The sequence below is a fragment of the Sporosarcina sp. ACRSM genome, assembly GCF_022346545.1.
Taxonomy (GTDB): domain Bacteria; phylum Bacillota; class Bacilli; order Bacillales_A; family Planococcaceae; genus Sporosarcina.
Genome location: NZ_JAKRNU010000001.1, coordinates 298,917 through 320,606, shown reverse-complemented (window position 1 = coordinate 320,606; position 21,690 = coordinate 298,917). Strand labels below are relative to the sequence as shown.

The following is a 21,690-nucleotide window of genomic DNA, read 5'->3' as shown; positions in this document are numbered from 1 at the left end:
TGATGATTAACTTGTAGAGGGTTCCGTAAAACCTTTGATGACATGTGTATGACCGTCAGCCATTGTTGTCCGAATTTCGACGTAATGTGTATGATAACCACCCGGCATCGGTATAGGGACGCTCGTATAGGCTTCGTATTGGTGGATATGTCCATCATCGAAAGTTGTATTTCCGTTCAGATAATGTATATGCCCTTCTTCCGTTTCGATTGGCGTACTTGTTACACCAGGATGCATATGAACATGTCCTTCCTGACAGGTCGTGGCACCAAGATGACCATGCGTATGCCCTTTTTTCTCTTTGAAATTCGTTTCCTGAGGGCTGGACAATAAGGGATTCTGAGTATCTTCCGCTTCGGATAACGGGATAGATAGCAGGCTGTCTGGAGGGTTTTGAATGGGATCAAACACCATATTGTCAACTCCTTTAACTTGATCATCTCTATGTAACGTATGCAAAACAATATGAAACAGTTCATGTTTAAAATACACACGGCTTTAAAAATGAAATGAATGATTTGGTAGCGATGGATTTGTTTTAGACAATGTCCACGAGGGTATGCTTTAGATGAAGGAAAACAGAAGGAGGATTCCCAAACGATGGCTTTAAAACAAGAGATTCAAACATTAAAGGATTTTCAATGTGACGACCGTTGTGTGTTAAGTGTCTACTTAAATACAAATCCTGGTGATCCTGAACAGTTAAATGGCGCCTGGCGAATCCATCTAAAAAGCGGATTAAAACGAATCGAGGAGTATTTGACGGCATCCGATGACGAAAAAGAAATAAAAGCATTTAAAGAACTGAAGAAAAAAATATCCACGGAAGTCGAAGAGCATAAAAATGAGTTGACAAAAGGGGTTGTCATATTCGCTTCTGTCGACCCGGAGCTTTGGTCTGTTTACTATGTGCAAGTCCCTGTCAAAACGAGCTTCCACTGGGAAAATCATGCCGTAACAGAACAACTCGAGTATATGTACAAAGCTTATCCGGAAGCGGGTATCGTCTTGCCGAGTTTCGGGGAGGTGCGCATCTTATGTACGGCAATGGGTTATGTCAATGGTGAAGTGACATACGATTTCGATCCGAATCTTGAAGGTTGGGGCGAGAGAGACAAGGCATCAGCTGCTCATAATGTCGGAATGGGCAGTACGAAAGGTGATGCAATTGAACCGCGGTTGCGAGAGAATTTACATCGGTTTTACAAAGGAATGGGCGAAATCGTCGAAAAGCTGAAGAAAGAACGGGGATGGCAAGAAATCCATGTGTCGGGCGAAGCCGATCATGCAAACGCCTTCGCCGAAGTTTTGCGCGAAAAACCGGCAAGCTGTATTTATAAAAACTTAAATAACAGCAAACCAAATGACATTATCCACCAAGTTTTTGAAAAATAACAACAAATAGAGGTTGAAACCACGCTCTCTGAAAAATTTTACAAGGGAGCGTGGCATTTTTTTGACTAGAAACGAATAATGACGCAAAAATGTAGATGAATGGACCTATTTTGATCGGCAACATTTGCATTGCAACAGATGAATAGTACAATAAAAGATGTCATTTATAGAGATGGTAGAATTCAAAAGAATAGGGGAAAAGCATGAGAGGAAAAACACACATCGTAGGCGGTATTGCAGCAAGTCTTGCTTTGGCCCAATTGTATCAGTATGATCCCGGCATAGCGATGGGAGCCGGTGTTGTCGGTGCGCTCGTTCCGGATATTTGTCATAGCGGCAGCAAAATAGGGAGGAAATTCCCGTTGTTATCCAAGCTTGTGAACAAAGTGTTCGGGCACCGGACATTTACACATAGTCTGTTATTTTTTGCTATCATCGCCTTCGTTCTGGACATCTATTTGTCCAATGATGCGATTCGTGCGGGATTTCTAGCAGGATTGGCTAGTCATTTACTGTTGGATATGGCGACGAAGAACGGCATCCAGCTATTGTACCCGATTAAGTTTACGGTTCGCTTACCATTGACCGCAAAAACCGGTGGGAAGGTAGAATCCATTGTATTTGCAGCGCTATCACTTTTGTCATTCTATTTAGGATATAATGCGTTTGCTTACTATCTGTGAAAATAGTAACGGCAAAGTAGAAAAACGGTGATGGAAGAAGGTGCCGGATTTCCGAATGACTTGGATCACTTGGAACATCCGGCATTTCGGCAGGTTGTTATAAAGCTTTCAACAGACCGCCGTCAATCACAAGGGACTGCCCTGTAAGGTACGTATTTGCTGAAGAAGCTAAAAAGACAACTACTTTTGCAAATTCCTCCGGTTGTCCATAGCGCCCGATCGGGATCAGACTCTTTTGGTAATTCGTAATATCTTCGAAGGAAACGCCCTGTTTTTCCGCCGTTACACTATCCAGTTCGATGATCCGATCCGTTTCGATGCGTCCTGGCCCAATCGTATTGACTAAAATATTGGAAGGGGCCAATTCACGGGCAAGTGATTTGGTAAGACCGACCATCCCTGAACGGAACGTGTTGGAAAGGATCAGATCATCAATGACCTCTTTTGTAGATGAGGAGGAGATATTAATGATCCGTCCGAATTGGTTTTCTTTCATATGTGGGATGACTGCTCGGGTTGTACGGATGTAACTGAGCAAATTCTTTTCAAATGATTCGTACCAATCCTCATCTGTTACTTTTTCAAAGCCCCCAGCTTTCGGTCCGCCCGTATTGTTGATCAAAATATCGACGGAACCGAATTGTTCATGCACTTCTCGGAACAACTTCGCAATATCATCGGAAGAGGACATATCACAAGTTTGATAATGGACTTTCTCATTCCCCGACAATCTTTTTATTTCCTCGGTAGCTTCGCGCAATGATGTCTCGCTTCTGCTTGAAAGGATAACCGTTGCACCTTCCTTTGCAAATTCTAATGCGGTAGCCTTCCCGAGACCTTTACTCGAGGCCATGACAACGACAGTTTTGTTTGTTAAACCGGTCTCCATCTGACTCCTCCCTTTCCCTCAATAGATTGAAATAAAAACTTTTTCTTCATTCACTTCAATTTTACAGGAATGTTTCATAGATTCAAATAACACTTCTTATTTTAATACACCAATGAAGAAGGGATGTGTAAACGGTGCAATCATTTTATCGTGTTCGTCCTGGTGATACGGTGGACCAAATCGCAAAGCGTTGGAACATCCCGATTAAAACGCTCATTGCGGCCAATCGATTACGACCGCCTTATACATTACAACCGGGACAACAGTTGTCCATGCCTCCTGGCATCAATCGATATCGCGTGCAGACAGGGGATTCCGTCTATCGTCTAGCGCAATATTTTGGCGTTTCGGTAGCGGCAATCGCTCAGGCAAATACACTTGAACCACCTTATATTTTGCGGGTCGATCAGTTATTGACGATTCCGATGGGCGTTCCTTATTATGTCGTCCAACCCGGAGATACGTTGCTCGATATCGCCGAACGTTATCATGTGATGACCGGGGGACAGCCGAATACGGAAAAGATTCAGCAAGTGAATCATCTTTCAGCCAACAAGATTACCGAGGGGATGCATTTGATCATTCCTTATGCACCGATAGGGGATGCTGGGGCTATTGCGTATACTTCGAATCAGGGAGGCCAATTTGATATTTGGCTCCTTGATTTACGAACCGGAGAGAATCGGCAAATGACGACAGCATTGGCAGATTCTTTTTCAGAACCCGTTTGGTCGCCCGATAGTAGTAAAATTGCATTTGTCGGCAAGGACGCCATCCTTTATGTTATTTACGTCACGAGTGGACTTATCGCAGGAATCGACCAATTGACGGAAGGAGGGGATTTCAAACTCGCTTGGTCTCCAGACGGCTCTCGACTCGCTTACAGTGCTAGGGGAATCATCACGTTATACAATACAACGACCCATGATGCGGAAAGTATTGATGAACCCGGCGCTACAGATGTTAACTGGTTTCCGGATGGGGAGGCATTATTGTTTCAGGCGCTGGATACAGCAGGGGCTAGTCAACTATACCGTTACAAACTCGATGGGACGGAGAAACGGCAGATTACTCACAATACATTGGGTCCGTTTCATGACGTCGCTTTGTCACCAGACGGACGTTTTGTGCTTTATACATCGCCGGGAGCCAGCGTTTCATTAATTTACACGATTGAGTTATCATCTGGAAATGTCATAGACATAAAAGGTGGACCACTTGCCAAAAACTATTATCCGACATGGTCGCCTGATTCTAACCAAATCGCCTTCAGTTCGACCATCTATCAAGATCGTGGTTATTTTTCCCAACTTCGCACTGTAGGGAAACAGGGAGGAGATGAAAGGATCTGGGCCATTTCAAATTGCTATTCAACCCCTGTGACATGGTCGCCGGATGGGAAGAAAATCGCTTATCTGTCGGGATGTGAAGAACAGCAATATGCAAACGAAATCTGGGCGATTGATCAAAGCCATCCCGCTCCGATCCAGCTATTAGCAGGAGCAACAGTCATGTCATTACAATGGTCTACAACCACTGAAATGGAATTGACGAAAAAAGAGTATACAAAGGATTAAGAGAATAATGGAAGAACCGCCCATAATCAAGTATATGGGCGGTTCGATAACTGAAAGGCTTGTATCACGGATACCATTTTTCGGCTTCACTTTTTTCCCTTTGGTTGGGTGTCATCGGTTCGTGATTTGGCGTAACATTTCCAATTTCAGCTAATTCTATGGAAATTTCCTCTTTCATCCCGCTGTTTCTCCGTTTTTTTTGAGAAGCATTTTGGTTTGTTGAATTCTGATTTTGTTTACTCATTCCAATTCCTCCTTCTGTACAATGTCACGCTTCTTTAGTATGGTCTTGCACCTCCTTTTCATGCGCCTTTTTCCTCCTGTTAATTGAAAGATCGATTGATGACTCAAATGGGAGTTTCAGTTCTGTGCTTTCGAAAAAAGTCAATTTATAAGTACTGATGTGAATGACGAAATTCTTGAATCCGACAATTATTCCGAACAATTATGACGAATTTGTGAAATCGTATGAATCATACGCAATTCGACAATAAATTTAAGCAAAGCATTGTAAGATGTAAAAGGTTGCTTCTCAACTTACTAGATTGTCGCCTTATGCTTTGAAGCCGAATATATAGTATGGAGGAAGAGTTGTGAACATGTTAGTGAACAGGAATCTATTGAGGTTTCGAATTGAGCGTAAAAGGAAAGCGATGTACAAGAAAGCTAAAATTTTCGGATATACGCATCCTTTTGTTGTCGCTTGTAGTCAGGAATTGGATGTGTTGATCAATAGCTATCATAAAATGGCATCATGAGGATTAGATTTTTTCAAAATCGACAGATGCACGTTCCAATAGTCTTAGCTGTTTGGTGTGTAGGGATCAGTTCCGATAAAAGGAAGTGATCGTTTCAGCCTGGTGATAAACTACCGCATCCGTTGCTGCGGACAGCAATAATGCTAAATTTGGATGCCTTCTTCACACAAGTGTTTTCAATCAGGCTGAAAAAACCCTATTGGCGTATTACGCTGTAACGATCAGTTCCTCACAAGTGGAAGTGATCGTTTTTTGATAGGTGTAGAAACTTATACATAAATAATATTAGCGATGTAAAAATATTTACATGAAGTTACCAAAATTTCGATAAAAACAGAAATGTAAACGCTTTAATTACTAGAATACCATATTACTTATTGACTATCTATAAAAGAAAGTGTACTATACGAATAATTATCGATGAATATTGAAAATAAAGAAAGAATTTAAGGGGGAGCAGAAATGAAGAAAAATTGGCTAACGTATGCAATGGCGTTATTTGGCATTGTATTCTTATTAGCGGCGTGTGGTGGCGGAAATGAAAAGACGTCTGACGCACCGGCTGACGACAACGCATCAAAAACGGATGATGAAACAAAGACTTATAAAATCGGTGTTACACAGATTGTGGAGCATCCTTCGTTAAATGCAGCATATGACGGTTTCCAACAGGCTTTAAAAGATGCAGGTCTTGACGTGGATTACGAATATCAAATTGCTCAAGGTGATAAAAGCAACAATACGACCATTGCAAATAACCTGGCTAGCTCGAACGTCGATTTGATTTTTGCGAATTCGACAGACAGTGCACAAGCGGCTTTGAGTGCAACGACAGAAATCCCGATCGTCTTTACATCTGTAACAGATGCAGTCGGTGCGGAGCTGGTTGCTTCCATGGAGAACCCGGGAGGGAATGTAACAGGCACAATTGATAATCACCCGGAAGCGATTCCTCAAACCTTGAAATTTATGAAGGAAGAATTAGGAGTCAGTAAAGTTGGGATGGTTTACAACTCCGGTGAACAAAATTCAGTGTCTCAAGTGAATGCAGTGAAAGAATTGTTGGAAGATTTGGATATGGAGGTTGTTGATGCGTCTGTCGCGACGTCTGCGGATGTAAAACAAGCAACCGAATCATTGATCGGTAAAGTGGATTCGCTTTATATCATTACAGATAATACAGTCGTTTCAGCACTTGAATCGGTCGTTTCAGTTGCAAACGATAATCAACTGCCGATGATGGTCGGAGAGTTTGACTCCGTTAAACGCGGTGGATTGGCAGCTTACGGTTTCGAGTTTTATGACATCGGTTATGAAGCTGGCGAGATGGCAGTGAAAATTTTAACTGGTGAAAGTACACCGGCGGAAATACCGGTACAAGTTCCTCAAAACTTGAAGCTTGTCATGAACAAGGAAACAGCGGAAACAATCGGATTAGAGATTAAAGACGAATGGCAAGCTGAATTCAGCGAATAATTTAGGAGATGGTTTTACATGTTTGCAGCTGTATTTGGCTCAGTTGAGCAAGGGATCATTTATGCCATCATGGCACTCGGGGTGTACTTGACATTCCGGGTGCTGGATTTTCCGGATTTGACAGTAGATGGAAGTTTCGTAACGGGCGCAGCGGTGGCGGCGACGATGATTGTCACCGGTTATCCGCCGTTACTTGCTACGGCAGTGGCGATTTTTTGTGGTTTTATCGCCGGTTGTATTACAGGGTTATTGCATACAAAAGGGAAAATCAATGCTTTGCTTTCTGGGATATTGATGATGATTGCTCTCTATTCCATTAATTTGAGGATCATGGGTTTTTCAACTGAAGGGTCGGTCGGACGTCCGAATATTCCATTGTTGAATGCAGAAACGTTGTTTAGTAAGTTTCATGCGATTTGGGGCTCACTTGGCATTGACGATGCGATCAATGGCTTTTTAAGCTCGCTTGGTTTGGAGCATTTGCCTTCTACATGGGGCACTTTATTTTTAATGATTATCGCAACGATCCTGATTAAAATTGTAGTGGATTGGTTTTTACAGACGGAACTGGGTCTGGCCATCCGCGCGACAGGTGACAATAAAAAAATGATTCGTAGCTTTTCTGCCAATACGGATACATTAGTCATTCTTGGGCTCGGTCTTTCGAATGCGCTTGTCGCCTTTTCCGGTGCACTTATTGCCCAGTACTCGAAGTTTTCCGATATCGGGATGGGGATTGGGATGATTATTATTGGTTTGGCTTCCGTCATTATCGGTGAAGCGATTTTTGGAACGAAGACGATTGTCCGTACAACGTTAGCCGTCATTTTAGGTGCAATCATCTATCGGATCATTTTGGGACTTGCGCTACGAGTGGAATTCCTGGATACCGGCGATATGAAAATGATCACTGCTATAATCGTTGTTGCAGCCCTTGTTTTACCGCAATTCATTGACAAAAGACGTGAAAAAACGAGGAAGGCGAAGCGGTATGCTGAACGTTTGTCGGCACGCAATCATGCGTTGAGTAAGGAGGAGAAGGCCATTGTTGAAACTCGAGCAAATCAATAAAGTGTTCAATGAGGCTACTCCCGATGAGAAAATTGCACTGGATCAGATCAACCTGCATTTACAACCGGGCGACTTTGTGACAGTGATCGGCAGTAACGGTGCAGGGAAGTCAACGATGATGAATATGGTATCAGGGGCACTGACACCTGATTTCGGCATCATTGAAATCGCAGGGAAAAACGTTGTCAAACTGCCTGAATATAAGCGTTCTGAAATGATCGGTCGTGTGTTTCAGGATCCGATGGCAGGCACTGCGCCTACGATGACCATTGAAGAAAATTTGGCAATGGCCTATTCCCGTAACAAAAAACGCAGACTGCGAAAAGGGGTCGACGGCAAACGACGCGATTTTTTCCGTACGTCACTTGAAACCCTTCACTTGAATCTTGAAAATCGGATGAATGCCAAAGTGGGCATGCTATCAGGAGGAGAACGCCAAGCTCTTTCGCTGCTCATGGCTACATTCACACAACCATCCATTTTATTGCTTGATGAGCATACTGCTGCACTTGATCCATCAAGAGCGGCATTGATCACCGACTTGACGATGGAACTTGTCGAGAAAGATCGGTTGACGACGCTGATGGTTACGCATAATATGCAACAAGCGTTGGATTTAGGGAACCGACTGATTATGATGGATAAAGGGCAAATCATTTTTGAAGTCGGGGAAGAAGAAAAGAAACAGTTGACAATTGAGAAGCTGATGGCGGAATTCCAGCGTATCCGTGGTGAAAAACTAACGAGTGACGCGGCATTGCTATCCGTATAAAAGAAAAAACATAACTCATTGTACGATACGATGAGTTATGTTTTTTTATGTATTCAGCATGCTTAGGTCGTCGGGATTGGTATACTATAAAAAGAGTCGAAAGAGAAAAGGTGTGGCATATGAAGAAAATTATCGTCATTGGTGCCGGTATTTTAGGGGCATCGACCGCGTATCACTTGGCAAAGGCGGGAGCTGATGTGACCGTAGTAGACCGTAAAGATCCGGGACAAGCTACGGATGCAGCGGCTGGCATCATTTGCCCATGGTTATCGCAAAGGAGGAACAAAGCATGGTATGCACTCGCGAAAGCTGGCGCAGCCTATTATCCGTCCTTGATCCGTCAACTGGAAGAAGACGGTGAGGTGGAAACCGGCTATCGGCAGGTCGGTGCCATCAGTTTACATACGGATATTGTTAAATTGGAAAAAATGAAAGAAAGAGCGGTGGCAAGAAGGGAAGATGCGCCGGAAATCGGTGACATTCGCCTGCTCGATTCAGAGAAGACTTCTGCATTATTTCCGCCATTATCTCCGAATTATGCAGCGGTACAGGTCAGCGGTGCTGCCCGTGTAAATGGACGGGCATTGCGTGATGCGCTCATTTGTGCAGCAAAAAAAAACGGTGCGGTATTTGTCCATGGATCAGCAGGGCTTTTAGCAACACAAACAGCAATTACCGGCGTTGTAGTGGAAGGCCAAACCTACCATGCGGATAAGATCATCCTGGCAGCAGGAGCGTGGGCCCCGGAATTATTGGCGCCTCTTGGGATCGATTTGCAAGTGACTGCTCAAAAAGCACAAATTGTCCATCTTCGACTTGAAGAAGTGGAAACGGAAGCCTGGCCGGTTGTCATGCCGCCGACAGATCAATACATTCTCGCGTTTGAAAAAGGGAAAATGGTCATCGGCGCTACCCATGAAGATGATCAACCATTCGATCAGCGACTGACAGCCGGAGGATTGCATGAAGTATTGAACAAGGCTCTCTCGATTGCCCCGGGTTTAGCCGACGCGACTTTCACCGAAGCGCGTGTCGGATATCGACCGTTCACCCCCGGATTTCTTCCTATCATTGGTGCGATGCCCAGTATGGAAGGATTGTTGCTGGCGAATGGGCTCGGAGCTTCAGGTTTGACGGTCGGCCCTTTTTTAGGTAACCAACTTGCAAAGCTAGCAATGGGGGAACAAGTCGATATCCAATTGGAATGGTATGATGTGGCGAATGCGATAAATGTTGGCAAAAGGTGAGCTGAAGAATGATGTGTAACACAACGGCTGTATGGAGATAGTAGACTCCGTACGGTCGTTTTTAAAATTTGTATAGCGGATGGGTTTCGAACTTGTTGTAGATGGAAAGAGAAGATAGAAGATAAAAGAATTTGAACGGTGCCAATACGTCCCAACAATTAAATGTTGCAATTAAATAAACATATGTTTATAATGTAAACAAGTGTTTAACTTGATTCAGCAGAAGTCCCCCACTTCCATAAGTGGCAGGATGAATGTCAGAAAGTATTTCAATCAGAGGGAGTCCAAACTCCCTGTAGCTGACGCTTCGCTTTCAGTACAAAAAGATTTGCTGATTCAAGTTAAGCCTCCGGCGGATGTCACAGATTTTGAAAGGAGTTAATTGCACATGTGCAATTCAAAATCTGGACGCAATTACGCCGAGGCGTAATTGATAGAGGTGGAGGTGTTGGGGTTGAACGATAAAGAAGCGGCGATCGTCAAGCTTCTTCGTGATAATCCATTTTTGACTCAACAAGAAATGGCCGATCAGTTAGAGATGTCACGCCCTGCATTGGCCAATCTGATTTCCGGATTGATCAAGCGCGGGATCATTGCTGGCCGGGCGTATATTCTAGCCAAGGAAAATGAAATCGTTTGTATCGGCGGTGCGAATGTCGACAGAAAGTTCCATATGCAGGAAGACGCACAGTTGGGCACATCGAATCCGGTAGCGATGTCTGTCTCAGTTGGAGGAGTCGCACGCAATATTGCAGATAATCTTGGTCGACTCGATCATGCAGTCAGGCTGCTTACCGTGGCTGGGAACGACTCGGACTGGAAGCTGATCGAGCAGGAGTCGGAAGCTTATATGGATGTCACTTCGGTCGGATTTTTACCGGGACATTCAACAGGATCTTACTCGGCAGTGCTAAATCCGGATGGCGAACTTGTCATCGCGCTTGCCAATATGGAGGTCTATGATGCGTTATCCGTCGATTATATCGAAGGAAACGACCGAGTGATTGCCAACGCAGCACTCGTCGTCATGGATTTGAATTGTCCGAAAGAAACGGTCGAATATGTGAAAAATCGTGCACGGATCCACGATACACCGCTAGCAATCATCCCTGTATCGTCTCCGAAAATGTCACATATGCCCGATAATCTCGAAGGCGTTACATGGTTTATCTGCAATCGGGATGAGGCTGAAACGTATACGGGATATCCAATCGACAACGAGGAAGACTGGGAAAAGGCAGTTCATCGATTGTTTGAAGCAGGCGCGGAAAACGTCGTCGTGACAGCCGGTTCAAAAGGAGTCATGGCGGGCAAACGCGGCGGGGAAGTCAAACAGTATTCGGCGATTAAAAATGTATCTGTCGAAGATGTTACCGGTGCGGGCGATGCGTTTGTTTCAGGTGTCCTACACGGTCACTTGGAAGGACTGGAGACGGCCGAAGCGATTCGCAGAGGTCTTGTCAATGCAGCCAAAACGCTTGAATCGTCTTATACGGTTCGCCCAGAATTATCAAAATCACAACTTGAACTTGAAATGGAGGAATTATAATGGAAAAGTATCTTTCTTATTCAACTGAAGTACAAGAAGCAATGGCACAAGGAAAACCGGTGGTGGCACTGGAATCAACAATCATTTCACACGGGATGCCTTATCCGCAAAACGTGAAAACGGCACGTGAAGTAGAACAAATCATCCGTGACAATGGTGCAGTTCCTGCAACAATTGCTATCATTGACGGGAAAATCAAAATCGGTCTTTCTGATGAAGAGCTTGAAATGTTCGGGAACAGCCAAGGTGTCGCAAAAGCTTCACGCCGTGACCTCGGCTATCTGATCGCTACAAAACAATTGGGTGCGACTACAGTTGCAGCAACGATGATCTGTGCGGACCTCGCAGGTATCAGAGTATTCGTAACAGGCGGAATCGGCGGCGTTCACCGCGGAGCTGAAACAACAATGGATATTTCTGCAGACTTGGAAGAGCTTGCACAAACAGACGTAGCGGTCATCTGTGCGGGTGCGAAATCAATCCTCGATATCGGCCTTACGCTTGAATACTTGGAAACAAAAGGTGTTCCGGTTGTTGGTTACGGAACGGATACAATGCCGGCATTCTATACACGCTCAAGTGAATTTGGCTTGACTTTACGCGCGGATGATGCGACTACTGTTGCAGAAATGCTACGTGCGAAATGGGAGCTTGGTTTGAAAGGTGGCGCAGTAATCGCTAACCCAATTCAAGAAGCCGATGCGATGGAAGAAAGCTTCATCAACGGTATCATCGAATCAGCGCTTGAAGAAGCGAGTGCCAACAATATCGCTGGTAAAGACGTAACGCCATTCATGCTTGGCAAAGTAAAAGAAATGACAGAAGGCAAAAGCTTGGATGCCAATATCGCTCTAGTGAAAAACAATGCGGTTATTGGTGCACAAATTGCAGTTGCATACAACAAGTGAACATAATTTGGGAATTCCTCCGATCGGGGGAATTCCTTTTTTTAACTTGCTTCAGCTGAAGCAAGTTAAAGCCTCCGGCGGATGTCATGGATTTTGAAAGGAGTCAATTGCGTTTATCTTAAGTGCCTTAATTTCCGCAAAAAACGCAGAAATACGGCAAACCGAACCCTTCGCCGTTCAATTCGCAATTCAAAATCCGGACGCAATTACGCCGAGGCGTAATTGATTGTTAATACATAAAAAAACAGAAACAGACCATGCTACCTTTACAGACATATTGAAGGAGGATTTTTAATGAAGAAGATGCTGCGAATACCGATGACTTTGCTTCTCATTTTTTTATTGGTCGGGTGTGGTACAAATAATAAGGACAATAATGATGCCGTCAATAATGACCAAGATGCAAACGTAGACACAAACACAACGGATGAACATGTAAATGAGGATAATGCAGACAATAATACAGGCAACAATACGAATAACAATGCATCGAACGATATGAATGCAACCGGTGACAATAAAATCGAAGTGGCCGATCAAGTCGCTGATGATGTGGCAACTATGGAAGAAGTGGAAAGTGCGAATGTCCTTGTCACGAATGCCAATGCCTACGTGGCAGTGGTGCTAAAAGAAGGAACTGAAGGAACAAAGGAGATAGAAAACAAAATCGCTGAACATGTGCGAAAAGGGAACCAAGACTTTAACAACGTCTATGTATCGATGAATCCGGATTTCGTCGAACAAATGACAGACTATGGCAATAAAGTCCGTGAAGGCGAACCGGTGGAAGGGTTCTTTGAAGAATTTACAGATGCCGTCCAAAGAGTATTCCCTGATGCACATTAAGCATCCATTTGTATGATTCGAATAAAGCGTAAAGGTAAAAGGTCCATTATTCCTTAATCGGAATGGTGGGCTTTTTCGAGTGGAATTGATAATATGTTCCGGTTTCGGGTTCTCGATCTCCGCCTGCTGACGAACAATCAAAAGATTTAGGGAAAGATGAGAAGGGTATAGGATAGAGCGTAGCGAATTGTTGTTACATAAGGGAGGCGGTATGATGATTCGGAAACGTGCGAGCATGACAATGTTGGGGATTCTCTTCGTCCTAGGGGCGTGTAATCCGTCTTCAGATGAAGGCAATGCCCTGACAGATCCACCAGAAACGGAGAAAGCGGATGAAGTGGTGGAAAATACGGAGCCAGACAACGCTACCGATCCTCAACCTGTCGCACAGACTTATGAAGAGATTTTAGAAGAAGTGAAAGCCGCAATACAGACGGATGTGGAGGTGAAGATACCGGACAAAGTGTTGACAAATGAAGGCTATTTGACGGCTGCGACCGATTCGAATGCCAGCAGTTATGAAGTGAATTTCTTTGTCACAAATGTGCCGGTCGCGGTGAACGATCCATTGCTGCAAGATGCACATCCGTATATGATTGTGAATGGGACGAAGTTTGAGTCGGCAGAAAGTGCGAAAGCAAAAGTCAATTATGAACCGCTCGTGGATGGAGCGGAAGAAACGGATCTCGGATATGGGATTACGGGCCATATGGATGCCGGGGCGGGAAGCGTCTTTCTCACTTGGCATGAAGGTCGTTGGTCTTTTTCAGTCCGCAATCATAATAACGGAAATGGTCGTGAAGAAATGATTGAATTGGCGAAGCAGATTGTCGGGAAATTGGAAAGTCAATTGCTCCCCGCACCGCATGATAGCGGAGCCGGTATGTTCGATATGAATAGCAATGGCGCCGCGGCTAATTCGATCATCTGGCAGGAAGGGACATCGGTCTATGAAATCTACACTGGAGATCCCCTGTTATTGATTGATACGGTTACAGGTTATATGGGTCAGTAGCTAAGGCTTTTCCGGTATGCCGTCGTCAAAGAGGGAGGGAATGTACGTTTCCTTTCTCTTCTTTTTTTGATATGATGGATTCAGAAGTATGGAGAAGAGGAGTTTTAACGGCATGAGGTTGGTTTCGTGGAATGTAAATGGCATAAGAGCGTGTGTGCGAAAAGGGTTTCTGGATTATTTTGAGAGAGTCGATGCGGATATTTTTTGCGTGCAGGAAACAAAATTACAAGCAGAACAAATTGATTTACAGCTGGAAGGGTATCATCAGTATTGGAATTACGCCGTGAAGAAAGGGTATTCGGGAACGGCTGTGTTTACAAAGGAAGAACCGCTTGCTGTCAAATATGGTGTCGGCGATTCCGAAGTCGAAGAGGAAGGCCGGATTTTGACATTGGAATTTCCACAGTTCTTTCTGGTCAATGTGTATACGCCGAATGCCCAGCGCGATTTGGCAAGGTTGCCTTTCCGCTTGGAGTGGGAAGAAGCGATGCGGGCGTATTTGAAACAATTGGACGCTAGGAAACCGGTCATATTATGTGGCGATTTGAATGTGGCGCACCAAGAGATCGACATACGAAATGTGAAATCCAATATCGGTAATTCAGGATTCACTTTCGAAGAACGGGGCAAAATGACGCAATTGCTGGAGGAAGGATTCATCGATACTTATCGGCATTTTCATCCCGAGCAGGAAGGCGCCTACACGTGGTGGTCTTACATGAATAAGGTCCGGGAGCGCAATATCGGATGGCGCATCGATTATTTTATCGCGTCAGAGCGGCTTGTCCCTTCATTGAAAAAGGCTGAAATCCATTCACAAATATTGGGCAGTGATCATTGTCCGATTGCATTGGAAATCGATTTGGATTGAGTAAATGTTAAAACGGAAGTCGCCAGGACTTCCGTTTTATGTTTATAGTATGGAAAAAGAAATTATTCTTCGAATGAAATCAGTTCTTTGTCTGTAAATAGTTGAATAAATTTCTTTAGTGCAAACGAATGATAGCCATTTTTTTTCGTAATGACACCCAATTTCCACAGGAGTGAAGTCGATCGCAGTGGGATTGTTTGAATAAGCGGGTTGTTTTGCTTTTCAGCTATTGATCTTGGCAAGAGCGCGATGCCTAGATTAGAAGCGACCAACTCCAAGATGAGATCCCATTGTGAACTTTCATAAGATACAGAAGGGATGAAGCCAGCATCTGTACAGGCGTTAATGATATGTTCATGTAAAGCAAAACCTTTGGAGAAAAGGATGAATTGTTCATCTTTCAATTCAATGAGTTCAACGGCTTCCCGATCGGCAAGTGGATGATCATGACGAATATACAATAGAAATTCATCATTGATAAACGAATAGGTATGGAAGATGGATTTATCGGTTGGCAGAACAATGATTCCGACGTCGATCTGGCTTTCTTCCACAAGCTGTTCGATTAAAATGGCCCCGTGTTCGAAAAGCTCGAGTTTGATATTTGGATAGTGCGTATGGAAAGTACGTGCAATTTGCGGGAAAAAAAGTGTGCCGATCAGCGGAGGAATTCCGATCCTGATTTCGCCAGTCGTCCCGTCATTCAACTCTTGTAGCAATGCTGGCAAAGCTTGGAGTGAAGCGAGAGCTTGTTGTCCTTGTTGATAAACAATCTTGCCAGCATCCGTTAAGAGAAGATGCCTTGTCGAACGATCAAAAAGTTCAACTCCCAATTGTTCTTCAAGTTTTTTGACAGCTTTACTTAACGAAGGCTGTGAGAGATGGGAATGCTCCGCGGCTCTCGTAAAACCAAGATGATTTGCCACTTCGATGAAAGCCTTGACATCGCGAAATTCCAACTTACCCCCTCCTAATTATTCAATATTCGAATAGTTATCATTCTATTTATGTATTTTACTTATAATCAGATGAAATGTAAACTATCTTATAAGGATGTAAAAGGAGGAGATATGATGAGCAAAGTAATGGACTCGTTCGTGGAAGCGGTTTCAGATATTCAGGATGGTGCATCCCTCATTGTTGGGGGATTCGGATTATCTGGCATACCGGAGAAATCCATTGAAGCGCTGAGAGAACAAGGAACGAAGAATTTGACGGTCTACAGCAACAACTGTGGTGTGGACGATTGGGGACTTGGTCTCCTATTGGCGAATAAGCAGATTAAGAAAATGGTCGCTTCCTATGTAGGAGAAAACAAAATTTTCGAACAACAGTTTTTAAATGGTGAATTGGAAGTGGAATTGACGCCGCAAGGGACGCTTGCTGAGCGTATGAGAGCAGGAGGAGCGGGGATTCCGGGCTTTTATACTGCAACGGGTGTAGGCACTCCGATTGCCGAAGGGAAAGAAACAAAGGAATTCAATGGAAAAACCTATTTGCTGGAGGAAGGAATCGTAGGGGATTTTGCACTTGTCAAAGCATGGAAAGCGGATACACTCGGGAATCTCGTCTATCGAAAAACGTCCCGCAACTTTAACCCGCTCGCTGCGATGGCTGGAAAAATTACAATCGCAGAAGTGGAAGAGATTGTACAGCCTGGTGAGCTTGATCCTGATGAAATCCATACGCCGGGCATTTATGTGCAACGGTTGTTACTAGGAACCAATTATGAAAAGCGTATTGAACGTCGGACTGTCATCAAAGCCTAGGGAATTGAAAGATCGTGGGCGAATGATTTGTAGCGCTTGTAAATAGACTTGTAAAGGGGCTGAGCATGATGAAAGATGTACGCGTAACAATTGTAAAACGGGCGGTTCAGGAAATAGAAGATGGCATGAATGTCAACTTGGGAATTGGGATGCCAACCCTAGTTGCCAATGAAATTCCAGCCGATTTTAACGTGTTGCTGCAATCGGAAAATGGACTGTTAGGTATCGGACCATATCCGGCGGAGGGTGAAGAAGATCCGGATTTGATCAATGCGGGGAAGGAAACAATTACGACGAAGCCAGGCTCTTCATTTTTTGATAGTGCCGAATCATTTGCGATGATTCGCGGCGGACATATCGACCTTGCCATTCTAGGCGGGATGGAAGTCGCCGAAAATGGAGACTTGGCCAACTGGATGATCCCAGGCAAGATGGTGAAAGGCATGGGCGGTGCGATGGACCTTGTCAATGGAGCGAAACGGGTCATCGTCATCATGGAGCATGTCAACAAACATGGCGAATCGAAAATTAAGAAAGCGTGTACGTTGCCACTGACCGGTCAAGGGGTTGTCCATCGACTCATTACGGACTTGGCGGTATTTGATTTTACCGAAGAAGGCATGGTGCTGGTTGAAACGATGGAGGGCGTCACTGTGGATGAAGTGAGGGAAAAGACGGAAGCTGATTTCACCGTTTCTCAAGAACTTGTGACGAAGTAAATTGTGAAAGAAACTGAAAGAGATTCAACAGTTGCTAAATAAAGGGATCCCATACTATGAAATGTGATGGGATTGATGGGAAAATGCATTGAGATTTGAATGGTAAATTATGTGTGTATAATTCGGAATCTTGAAGCAATTGAGTTGGGAACGATGCGATCGGGGAGGAACCTCTTTATGAGTTGTCTCCCCCCGCTCTATTTTATACAACAGAGAATTGACAACAGGGATTGGGAATCACTTCAATTTAAGAAGAGGATTTGTGCAAGAACCAAACCCCTTTTATAACAAGTTATCGTAAAGGGTGTGTATGAATTGAAAGAAAAAGAAAGAATGGAAGAGCAAGAAGGACGTTTGGAACGTCTAGGGATTTCACTGGCGAATTGGAGTGAAAAATGGTTCCCGGATGCGTATATTTTTGCTGCAATTGCAGTTGTCATCATTTCTATCATTGCCTTATTCATGGGGCGGACACCAGTTGAAATCGGTGTCGATTTTGGTACACATTATTGGGACTTAATACCTTTTACGATGCAGATGGCTTTTATCATTATAACGGGATACGTAGTGGCGTCATCCAAACCCATACATAGACTTATCGTCAAGCTTTCTAGAATTCCAAAATCTCCAAAGACAGCCGTCGCTTTTGTAGCGTTCTTTTCGATGACTACTTCTCTGATCAGTTGGGGATTTAGTTTGGTATTCAGTGGGATCCTTATCAAAGAAATTAGCAATCGCTTGCAAGGTGTCGATTACCGGGCGATGGGGGCAGCCGGGTTTCTTGGGCTTGGAAGTGTTTGGGCGTTAGGGCTTTCCTCTTCGGCGGCATTGCTCATGGCGACAAAAGCTTCGATCCCTCCTGAACTATACGAAATCAGTGGGACGATTTCGATGTCGCAAACGATTTTTACATGGCAAAACCTTGTCATGATAGTCGTGTTAATCAGCTTATCGGTTTGGATTGCTTACGTCTCTGCTCCGAATAAAGACAAAGCAAAGACGGCTGAAATGGCTGGTATTGATTATAGAAGTAAAGGTACTTCGGAGAAGAAGAAAGCATCAAGACCTGGGGAATGGCTCGAATATAGCCCGATTTTAACGATTTTACTCGTCGCTGTCGGGTTGATCTATATCGTCAAGGTTATTGCAGAAACCGGGCCGATCGCTACACTGAATCTGAATAATTATAACTTTATGCTGTTAATGTTAGGGTTGCTATTGCACTGGACACCGAGAAATTTCTTGAATGCGGTTTCGAATTCTGTACCGGCGATTGGTGGCGTGCTCATTCAGTTTCCTCTCTATGCAGGGATATTCGGTGTATTGATGAACTCGGGATTGAATGATGTGTTGGTCAAGTTTTTCCTTTCCATCTCGACTGAAAACACTTTCCCGCTCATCGCCGGAATTTACTCCGCTGTTTTAGGGCTTTTCCTTCCTTCAGGGGGCGGGAAATGGATTGTCGAAGCGCCCTATCTATTGGAAGCTGCGAAAGAATTGAATGTGAGTATGGCATGGATTGTGCAAGTGTACAACGCGTCTGAAGCACTCCCGAATATGGTCAACCCATTCTTTATGTTACCGTTATTGGGCGTATTAGGGGTCAAAGCGAAAGACCTTGCCGGCTATTCCATCTTACAACTCATTTTCCATGTCCCAGTTGTGTTATTCCTCGTATGGATTTTGGCTAAAACAATGCCATATGTTACGCCATTCTTCGAATAATCATCGTAAGGGTGAAAAGCAAATCTTCTGTGATGATGAAACGATAAAACAGCTTCCGAAATGGTTATTCGGAAGCTGTTTTCAATATTTTTAAAAAAACGTAGTGAAAAGTCTTACAGGAGATCCGTTTTGGAAGCCCGATTCACTTTTTCTCCATATTCATCCAAGGTATCATCGGTCCGGTCGATGTCCGCTTCTTCTCGGCGTAAGGTTTCACTTACAGTTTGTGTATCCTGTACTTCGCGTTTCCCCACGATGATTTCCTCGCTGACCACCGGACGTTTGGTCACTTCCACCCGTTCTTCCATAACGGGGATATGGATATGATCACCATCATCGAACACTTCACCCGCGGCCGTCTCGTCATGTACAGCGCGACGTTCGATATACACTTCTTCACGTGTGACAGGCACTTCCACCGTCTGCTCATCCTCAATGACATGTTTTTCAACGTTCACTTCGCCTGCTTGCACCCGTTCTTTGTCCACATTCAGTCGTTCTTCATGCAGTCTTAGACGCTCTTCCTCATCTGCAGCGACATTCAAGCGGTCACCCTCTAAGATGGTACTATCCGTTGAGAGATTGGCTCCGATGTTGGGGTCTGTATAGCCGTTAGTAAATTCCGTTTGTTCGTCATAGAACAAGCCGCTATAATTGCGGTCAACATACAATAAGATGCTGCCATTTTTCACTTCGTTATAATAACGGTTGGATTCCTCCTCCGTGAAGCCCATCCGGGAAAATGCTGTTCTTACTGGTTCATCACCGTTAAGGAACGCGATAAACCGGTCCAACCAGTTCCCATCTGATGACTTCAATTCGACATCTGTCTGTCCACGGACGATAGAGAGCGAATCCGCATGATTTGTGACAACATAAATATCTTCCTCCGAATACCCTTCAGCCTTCAACTCTTCAATCTTATTCAACACTTGATTTTCTGATTGGAATGTTCCTACAAACTTTTTATCTGCCATTTGTGAACTGCCTCCTAAGATAGTAGTAGTTTTGGTGCTTAGAAGGTAAAATACCCGAGTCACAGTAAATGAAACAAAAAAAGAAAACCTCCGAACCCGAGAAATGGGACGGAGGCGGATGTAAACTGCTCTTTAATCAATTTTTTGTTTTGGCAAAACGAACGCATTTTTCCCTGATTTCAGACCGAATAGCAGAACACATAAAGAGACGATGAGGAGAATCAGCAAAGGGACAATCCATCCACCCGTCAAGTCATGCAGCGAGCCAAAAAGAACTGGGCCGGTTGCGGCAAGCAAATACCCGAAAGACTGGGCCATAGCCGATAATTCCGCTGCTTCATGCGATGTTCTAGTACGTAGCGTGAAAAACATCATGGCGAGACTGAAAGCGGCCCCGGCCCCGATACCGATGAAAATCATCCATAAAGGGACAAGAGCATTGCCTCCCATGAAAACCCCTCCGTAACCTAGCAAATAGCAAGCGGCTACGCCAGCCACGATCAGGCGTTGATCCTTTACTTTTCCAGCAAGTATGGGAATGAGAAACATGATCGGTAATTGTGCAAATTGCTGAAGAGAAATCATCCAGCCGGCATAATCCGCCCCGATTCCTTGCGCCTTCAACACTTCAGGCATCCAGGCAGCCGTCGTGTAAAAAAGTAAAGATTGTAGACCCATGAAAATAGTGACGCTCCACGCAAGTGGTGATTTCCATAAGGGGAGCGAGCGCTGACGATCAGGGGCAGCAATAGAGTCACCCTTCTTCTTCTTCTTGAGTTGGGGGAGCCAAATGAGCAGGGCGATGAAGGGTAAAATCCCCCAAATTCCTAAAGCCCCTTTCCAGCCTAATGGCGTGTCGGTCGCCAGTGGTACACTCAGTCCAACTGCAATTGCCGCGGATAAATTCATAGCTACGGAATAAATGCCTGTCAATAATCCAAGGTGCAGTGGAAAGTGAAGCTTGATCAGACTAGGCAGCAGCACATTTCCGAAAGCGATGGCGATGCCTAATAGAAATGTCCCGATAAGTAAGTTCGGTATGCTCCCGAATGACCGGATGATGATGCCGCCAGTCAGCAATAGGAGAGAGACGAACAATGTCATTTCAAGACCGTATCGACGAGCGAGCTTCGGGGCAAACGGTGAGATCAAAGCAAATGCAAGTAAAGGAATCGTAGTCAAAAATCCTGCCAACACGTTAGGAATGGCTAAGCTGTCCCGGATGAAAGAGATTAACGGACCTACAGTCGTTAAGGGGGATCGTAAAGTGGAGGCGATAAAGACGATGCCGATGATCAATAGCCAGCTCTCCCACGAAAACTTCAATTTTCGAGATGGATAGTTAGAATATGGGTTAGACAAACCGATAGCCTCCAGTGAACGAGTATTTTCTATTAGAATAACATATTTTAGCACTCGAACCCGCAAGATTTGATAGAGAAT

The 21,690-nt window shown here is 44.4% G+C and carries 22 protein-coding genes; 16 read left to right on the top strand and 6 right to left on the bottom strand.

Features of this window, described 5'->3' with window-relative positions:
- Nucleotides 1-6: 6 nt before the first annotated feature.
- Nucleotides 7-414 carry a YmaF family protein gene (locus MHZ95_RS01545; RefSeq protein ID WP_239388738.1) on the bottom strand — a complete coding sequence of 136 codons (408 nt, stop codon included), beginning with the start codon at nucleotides 412-414 and terminating at the stop codon, nucleotides 7-9.
- A 186-nt stretch (nucleotides 415-600) separates the two neighbouring features.
- On the opposite strand from MHZ95_RS01545, the gene MHZ95_RS01540 reads away from it, so the two are divergent.
- Together MHZ95_RS01540 and MHZ95_RS01535 are read left to right on the top strand one after the other, a co-directional pair.
- The gene (locus tag MHZ95_RS01540) at nucleotides 601-1,395 is read left to right on the top strand and encodes a VLRF1 family aeRF1-type release factor (protein ID WP_239388737.1); all 795 of its coding nucleotides are present in this window, start codon (nucleotides 601-603) and stop codon (nucleotides 1,393-1,395) included.
- Nucleotides 1,396-1,598: 203 nt separating this feature from the next.
- Complete coding sequence (locus MHZ95_RS01535) at nucleotides 1,599-2,078, top strand: metal-dependent hydrolase (protein ID WP_239388736.1); 480 nt, start codon at nucleotides 1,599-1,601, stop codon at nucleotides 2,076-2,078.
- Between the two features lie 97 nt (nucleotides 2,079-2,175).
- Here the strand turns inward: MHZ95_RS01535 and MHZ95_RS01530 are convergent, their stop codons facing one another.
- Nucleotides 2,176-2,967 (bottom strand): SDR family oxidoreductase, encoded by a 792-nt coding sequence (locus MHZ95_RS01530; protein ID WP_239388735.1) that lies wholly within the window; start codon nucleotides 2,965-2,967, stop codon nucleotides 2,176-2,178.
- A 134-nt stretch (nucleotides 2,968-3,101) separates the two neighbouring features.
- Here MHZ95_RS01530 and MHZ95_RS01525 point away from each other — a divergent pair, with 134 nt between their 5' ends.
- Nucleotides 3,102-4,544 carry a LysM peptidoglycan-binding domain-containing protein gene (locus tag MHZ95_RS01525; protein WP_239388734.1) on the top strand — a complete coding sequence of 481 codons (1,443 nt, stop codon included), beginning with the start codon at nucleotides 3,102-3,104 and terminating at the stop codon, nucleotides 4,542-4,544.
- Nucleotides 4,545-4,608: 64 nt separating this feature from the next.
- Here MHZ95_RS01525 and MHZ95_RS01520 read toward each other — a convergent pair whose 3' ends face one another.
- Nucleotides 4,609-4,788: a hypothetical protein gene (locus MHZ95_RS01520; RefSeq protein ID WP_239388733.1), complete on the bottom strand. Its 180-nt coding sequence runs from the start codon at nucleotides 4,786-4,788 to the stop codon at nucleotides 4,609-4,611.
- Nucleotides 4,789-5,143: 355 nt separating this feature from the next.
- Here MHZ95_RS01520 and MHZ95_RS01515 point away from each other — a divergent pair, with 355 nt between their 5' ends.
- The 10 genes from MHZ95_RS01515 (at nucleotide 5,144) to MHZ95_RS01470 (ending at nucleotide 15,057) form a co-directional block, all read left to right on the top strand.
- Nucleotides 5,144-5,302 (top strand): aspartyl-phosphate phosphatase Spo0E family protein, encoded by a 159-nt coding sequence (locus MHZ95_RS01515; protein WP_239389174.1) that lies wholly within the window; start codon nucleotides 5,144-5,146, stop codon nucleotides 5,300-5,302.
- A gap of 462 nt (nucleotides 5,303-5,764) precedes the next feature.
- Complete coding sequence (locus MHZ95_RS01510) at nucleotides 5,765-6,778, top strand: ABC transporter substrate-binding protein (RefSeq protein ID WP_239388732.1); 1,014 nt, start codon at nucleotides 5,765-5,767, stop codon at nucleotides 6,776-6,778.
- An 18-nt stretch (nucleotides 6,779-6,796) separates the two neighbouring features.
- A complete protein-coding gene (locus tag MHZ95_RS01505; RefSeq protein WP_239388731.1) occupies nucleotides 6,797-7,849 on the top strand; it encodes an ABC transporter permease in 1,053 nt (350 codons plus the stop codon).
- A complete protein-coding gene (locus MHZ95_RS01500; RefSeq protein ID WP_239388730.1) occupies nucleotides 7,824-8,621 on the top strand; it encodes an ABC transporter ATP-binding protein in 798 nt (265 codons plus the stop codon). The genes MHZ95_RS01505 and MHZ95_RS01500 overlap by 26 nt, the downstream gene beginning before the upstream one ends.
- Nucleotides 8,622-8,740: 119 nt before the next feature.
- On the top strand, nucleotides 8,741-9,868 hold the full coding sequence (locus tag MHZ95_RS01495; protein WP_239388729.1) for an NAD(P)/FAD-dependent oxidoreductase: 1,128 nt from the start codon (nucleotides 8,741-8,743) through the stop codon (nucleotides 9,866-9,868).
- A 433-nt stretch (nucleotides 9,869-10,301) separates the two neighbouring features.
- Nucleotides 10,302-11,417 (top strand): PfkB family carbohydrate kinase, encoded by a 1,116-nt coding sequence (locus MHZ95_RS01490; RefSeq protein ID WP_370642887.1) that lies wholly within the window; start codon nucleotides 10,302-10,304, stop codon nucleotides 11,415-11,417.
- Nucleotides 11,417-12,325: a pseudouridine-5'-phosphate glycosidase gene (locus tag MHZ95_RS01485; RefSeq protein ID WP_239388725.1), complete on the top strand. Its 909-nt coding sequence runs from the start codon at nucleotides 11,417-11,419 to the stop codon at nucleotides 12,323-12,325. Before MHZ95_RS01490 ends, MHZ95_RS01485 begins: the two co-directional genes overlap by 1 nt.
- A 294-nt stretch (nucleotides 12,326-12,619) precedes the next feature.
- Nucleotides 12,620-13,171, top strand: a complete 552-nt coding sequence (locus MHZ95_RS01480) for a YhcN/YlaJ family sporulation lipoprotein (protein WP_239388723.1) — start codon at nucleotides 12,620-12,622, stop codon at nucleotides 13,169-13,171.
- 214 nt (nucleotides 13,172-13,385) lie between these two features.
- Nucleotides 13,386-14,186, top strand: coding sequence for a hypothetical protein (locus MHZ95_RS01475; protein ID WP_239388721.1), 801 nt, complete (start codon nucleotides 13,386-13,388; stop codon nucleotides 14,184-14,186).
- A gap of 112 nt (nucleotides 14,187-14,298) precedes the next feature.
- On the top strand, nucleotides 14,299-15,057 hold the full coding sequence (locus MHZ95_RS01470) for an exodeoxyribonuclease III (protein ID WP_239388719.1): 759 nt from the start codon (nucleotides 14,299-14,301) through the stop codon (nucleotides 15,055-15,057).
- 62 nt (nucleotides 15,058-15,119) lie between these two features.
- Here the strand turns inward: MHZ95_RS01470 and MHZ95_RS01465 are convergent, their stop codons facing one another.
- Nucleotides 15,120-16,016 carry a LysR family transcriptional regulator gene (locus MHZ95_RS01465; RefSeq protein ID WP_239388717.1) on the bottom strand — a complete coding sequence of 299 codons (897 nt, stop codon included), beginning with the start codon at nucleotides 16,014-16,016 and terminating at the stop codon, nucleotides 15,120-15,122.
- A 114-nt stretch (nucleotides 16,017-16,130) separates the two neighbouring features.
- Here MHZ95_RS01465 and MHZ95_RS01460 point away from each other — a divergent pair, with 114 nt between their 5' ends.
- The 3 genes from MHZ95_RS01460 to MHZ95_RS01450 all read left to right on the top strand — a co-directional run bounded on the left by MHZ95_RS01460 (nucleotide 16,131) and on the right by MHZ95_RS01450 (nucleotide 19,270).
- Nucleotides 16,131-16,826: a CoA transferase subunit A gene (locus MHZ95_RS01460; RefSeq protein ID WP_239388715.1), complete on the top strand. Its 696-nt coding sequence runs from the start codon at nucleotides 16,131-16,133 to the stop codon at nucleotides 16,824-16,826.
- Between the two features lie 68 nt (nucleotides 16,827-16,894).
- On the top strand, nucleotides 16,895-17,545 hold the full coding sequence (locus MHZ95_RS01455; protein ID WP_239389173.1) for a CoA transferase subunit B: 651 nt from the start codon (nucleotides 16,895-16,897) through the stop codon (nucleotides 17,543-17,545).
- Nucleotides 17,546-17,860: 315 nt separating this feature from the next.
- Nucleotides 17,861-19,270 (top strand): short-chain fatty acid transporter, encoded by a 1,410-nt coding sequence (locus tag MHZ95_RS01450; RefSeq protein ID WP_239388713.1) that lies wholly within the window; start codon nucleotides 17,861-17,863, stop codon nucleotides 19,268-19,270.
- 113 nt (nucleotides 19,271-19,383) lie between these two features.
- Here MHZ95_RS01450 and MHZ95_RS01445 read toward each other — a convergent pair whose 3' ends face one another.
- Both MHZ95_RS01445 and MHZ95_RS01440 read right to left on the bottom strand, forming a co-directional pair.
- Nucleotides 19,384-20,247, bottom strand: coding sequence for a YsnF/AvaK domain-containing protein (locus MHZ95_RS01445; RefSeq protein ID WP_239388711.1), 864 nt, complete (start codon nucleotides 20,245-20,247; stop codon nucleotides 19,384-19,386).
- 132 nt (nucleotides 20,248-20,379) lie between these two features.
- On the bottom strand, nucleotides 20,380-21,609 hold the full coding sequence (locus MHZ95_RS01440) for a CynX/NimT family MFS transporter (protein ID WP_239388709.1): 1,230 nt from the start codon (nucleotides 21,607-21,609) through the stop codon (nucleotides 20,380-20,382).
- Nucleotides 21,610-21,690 lie beyond the last annotated feature (81 nt).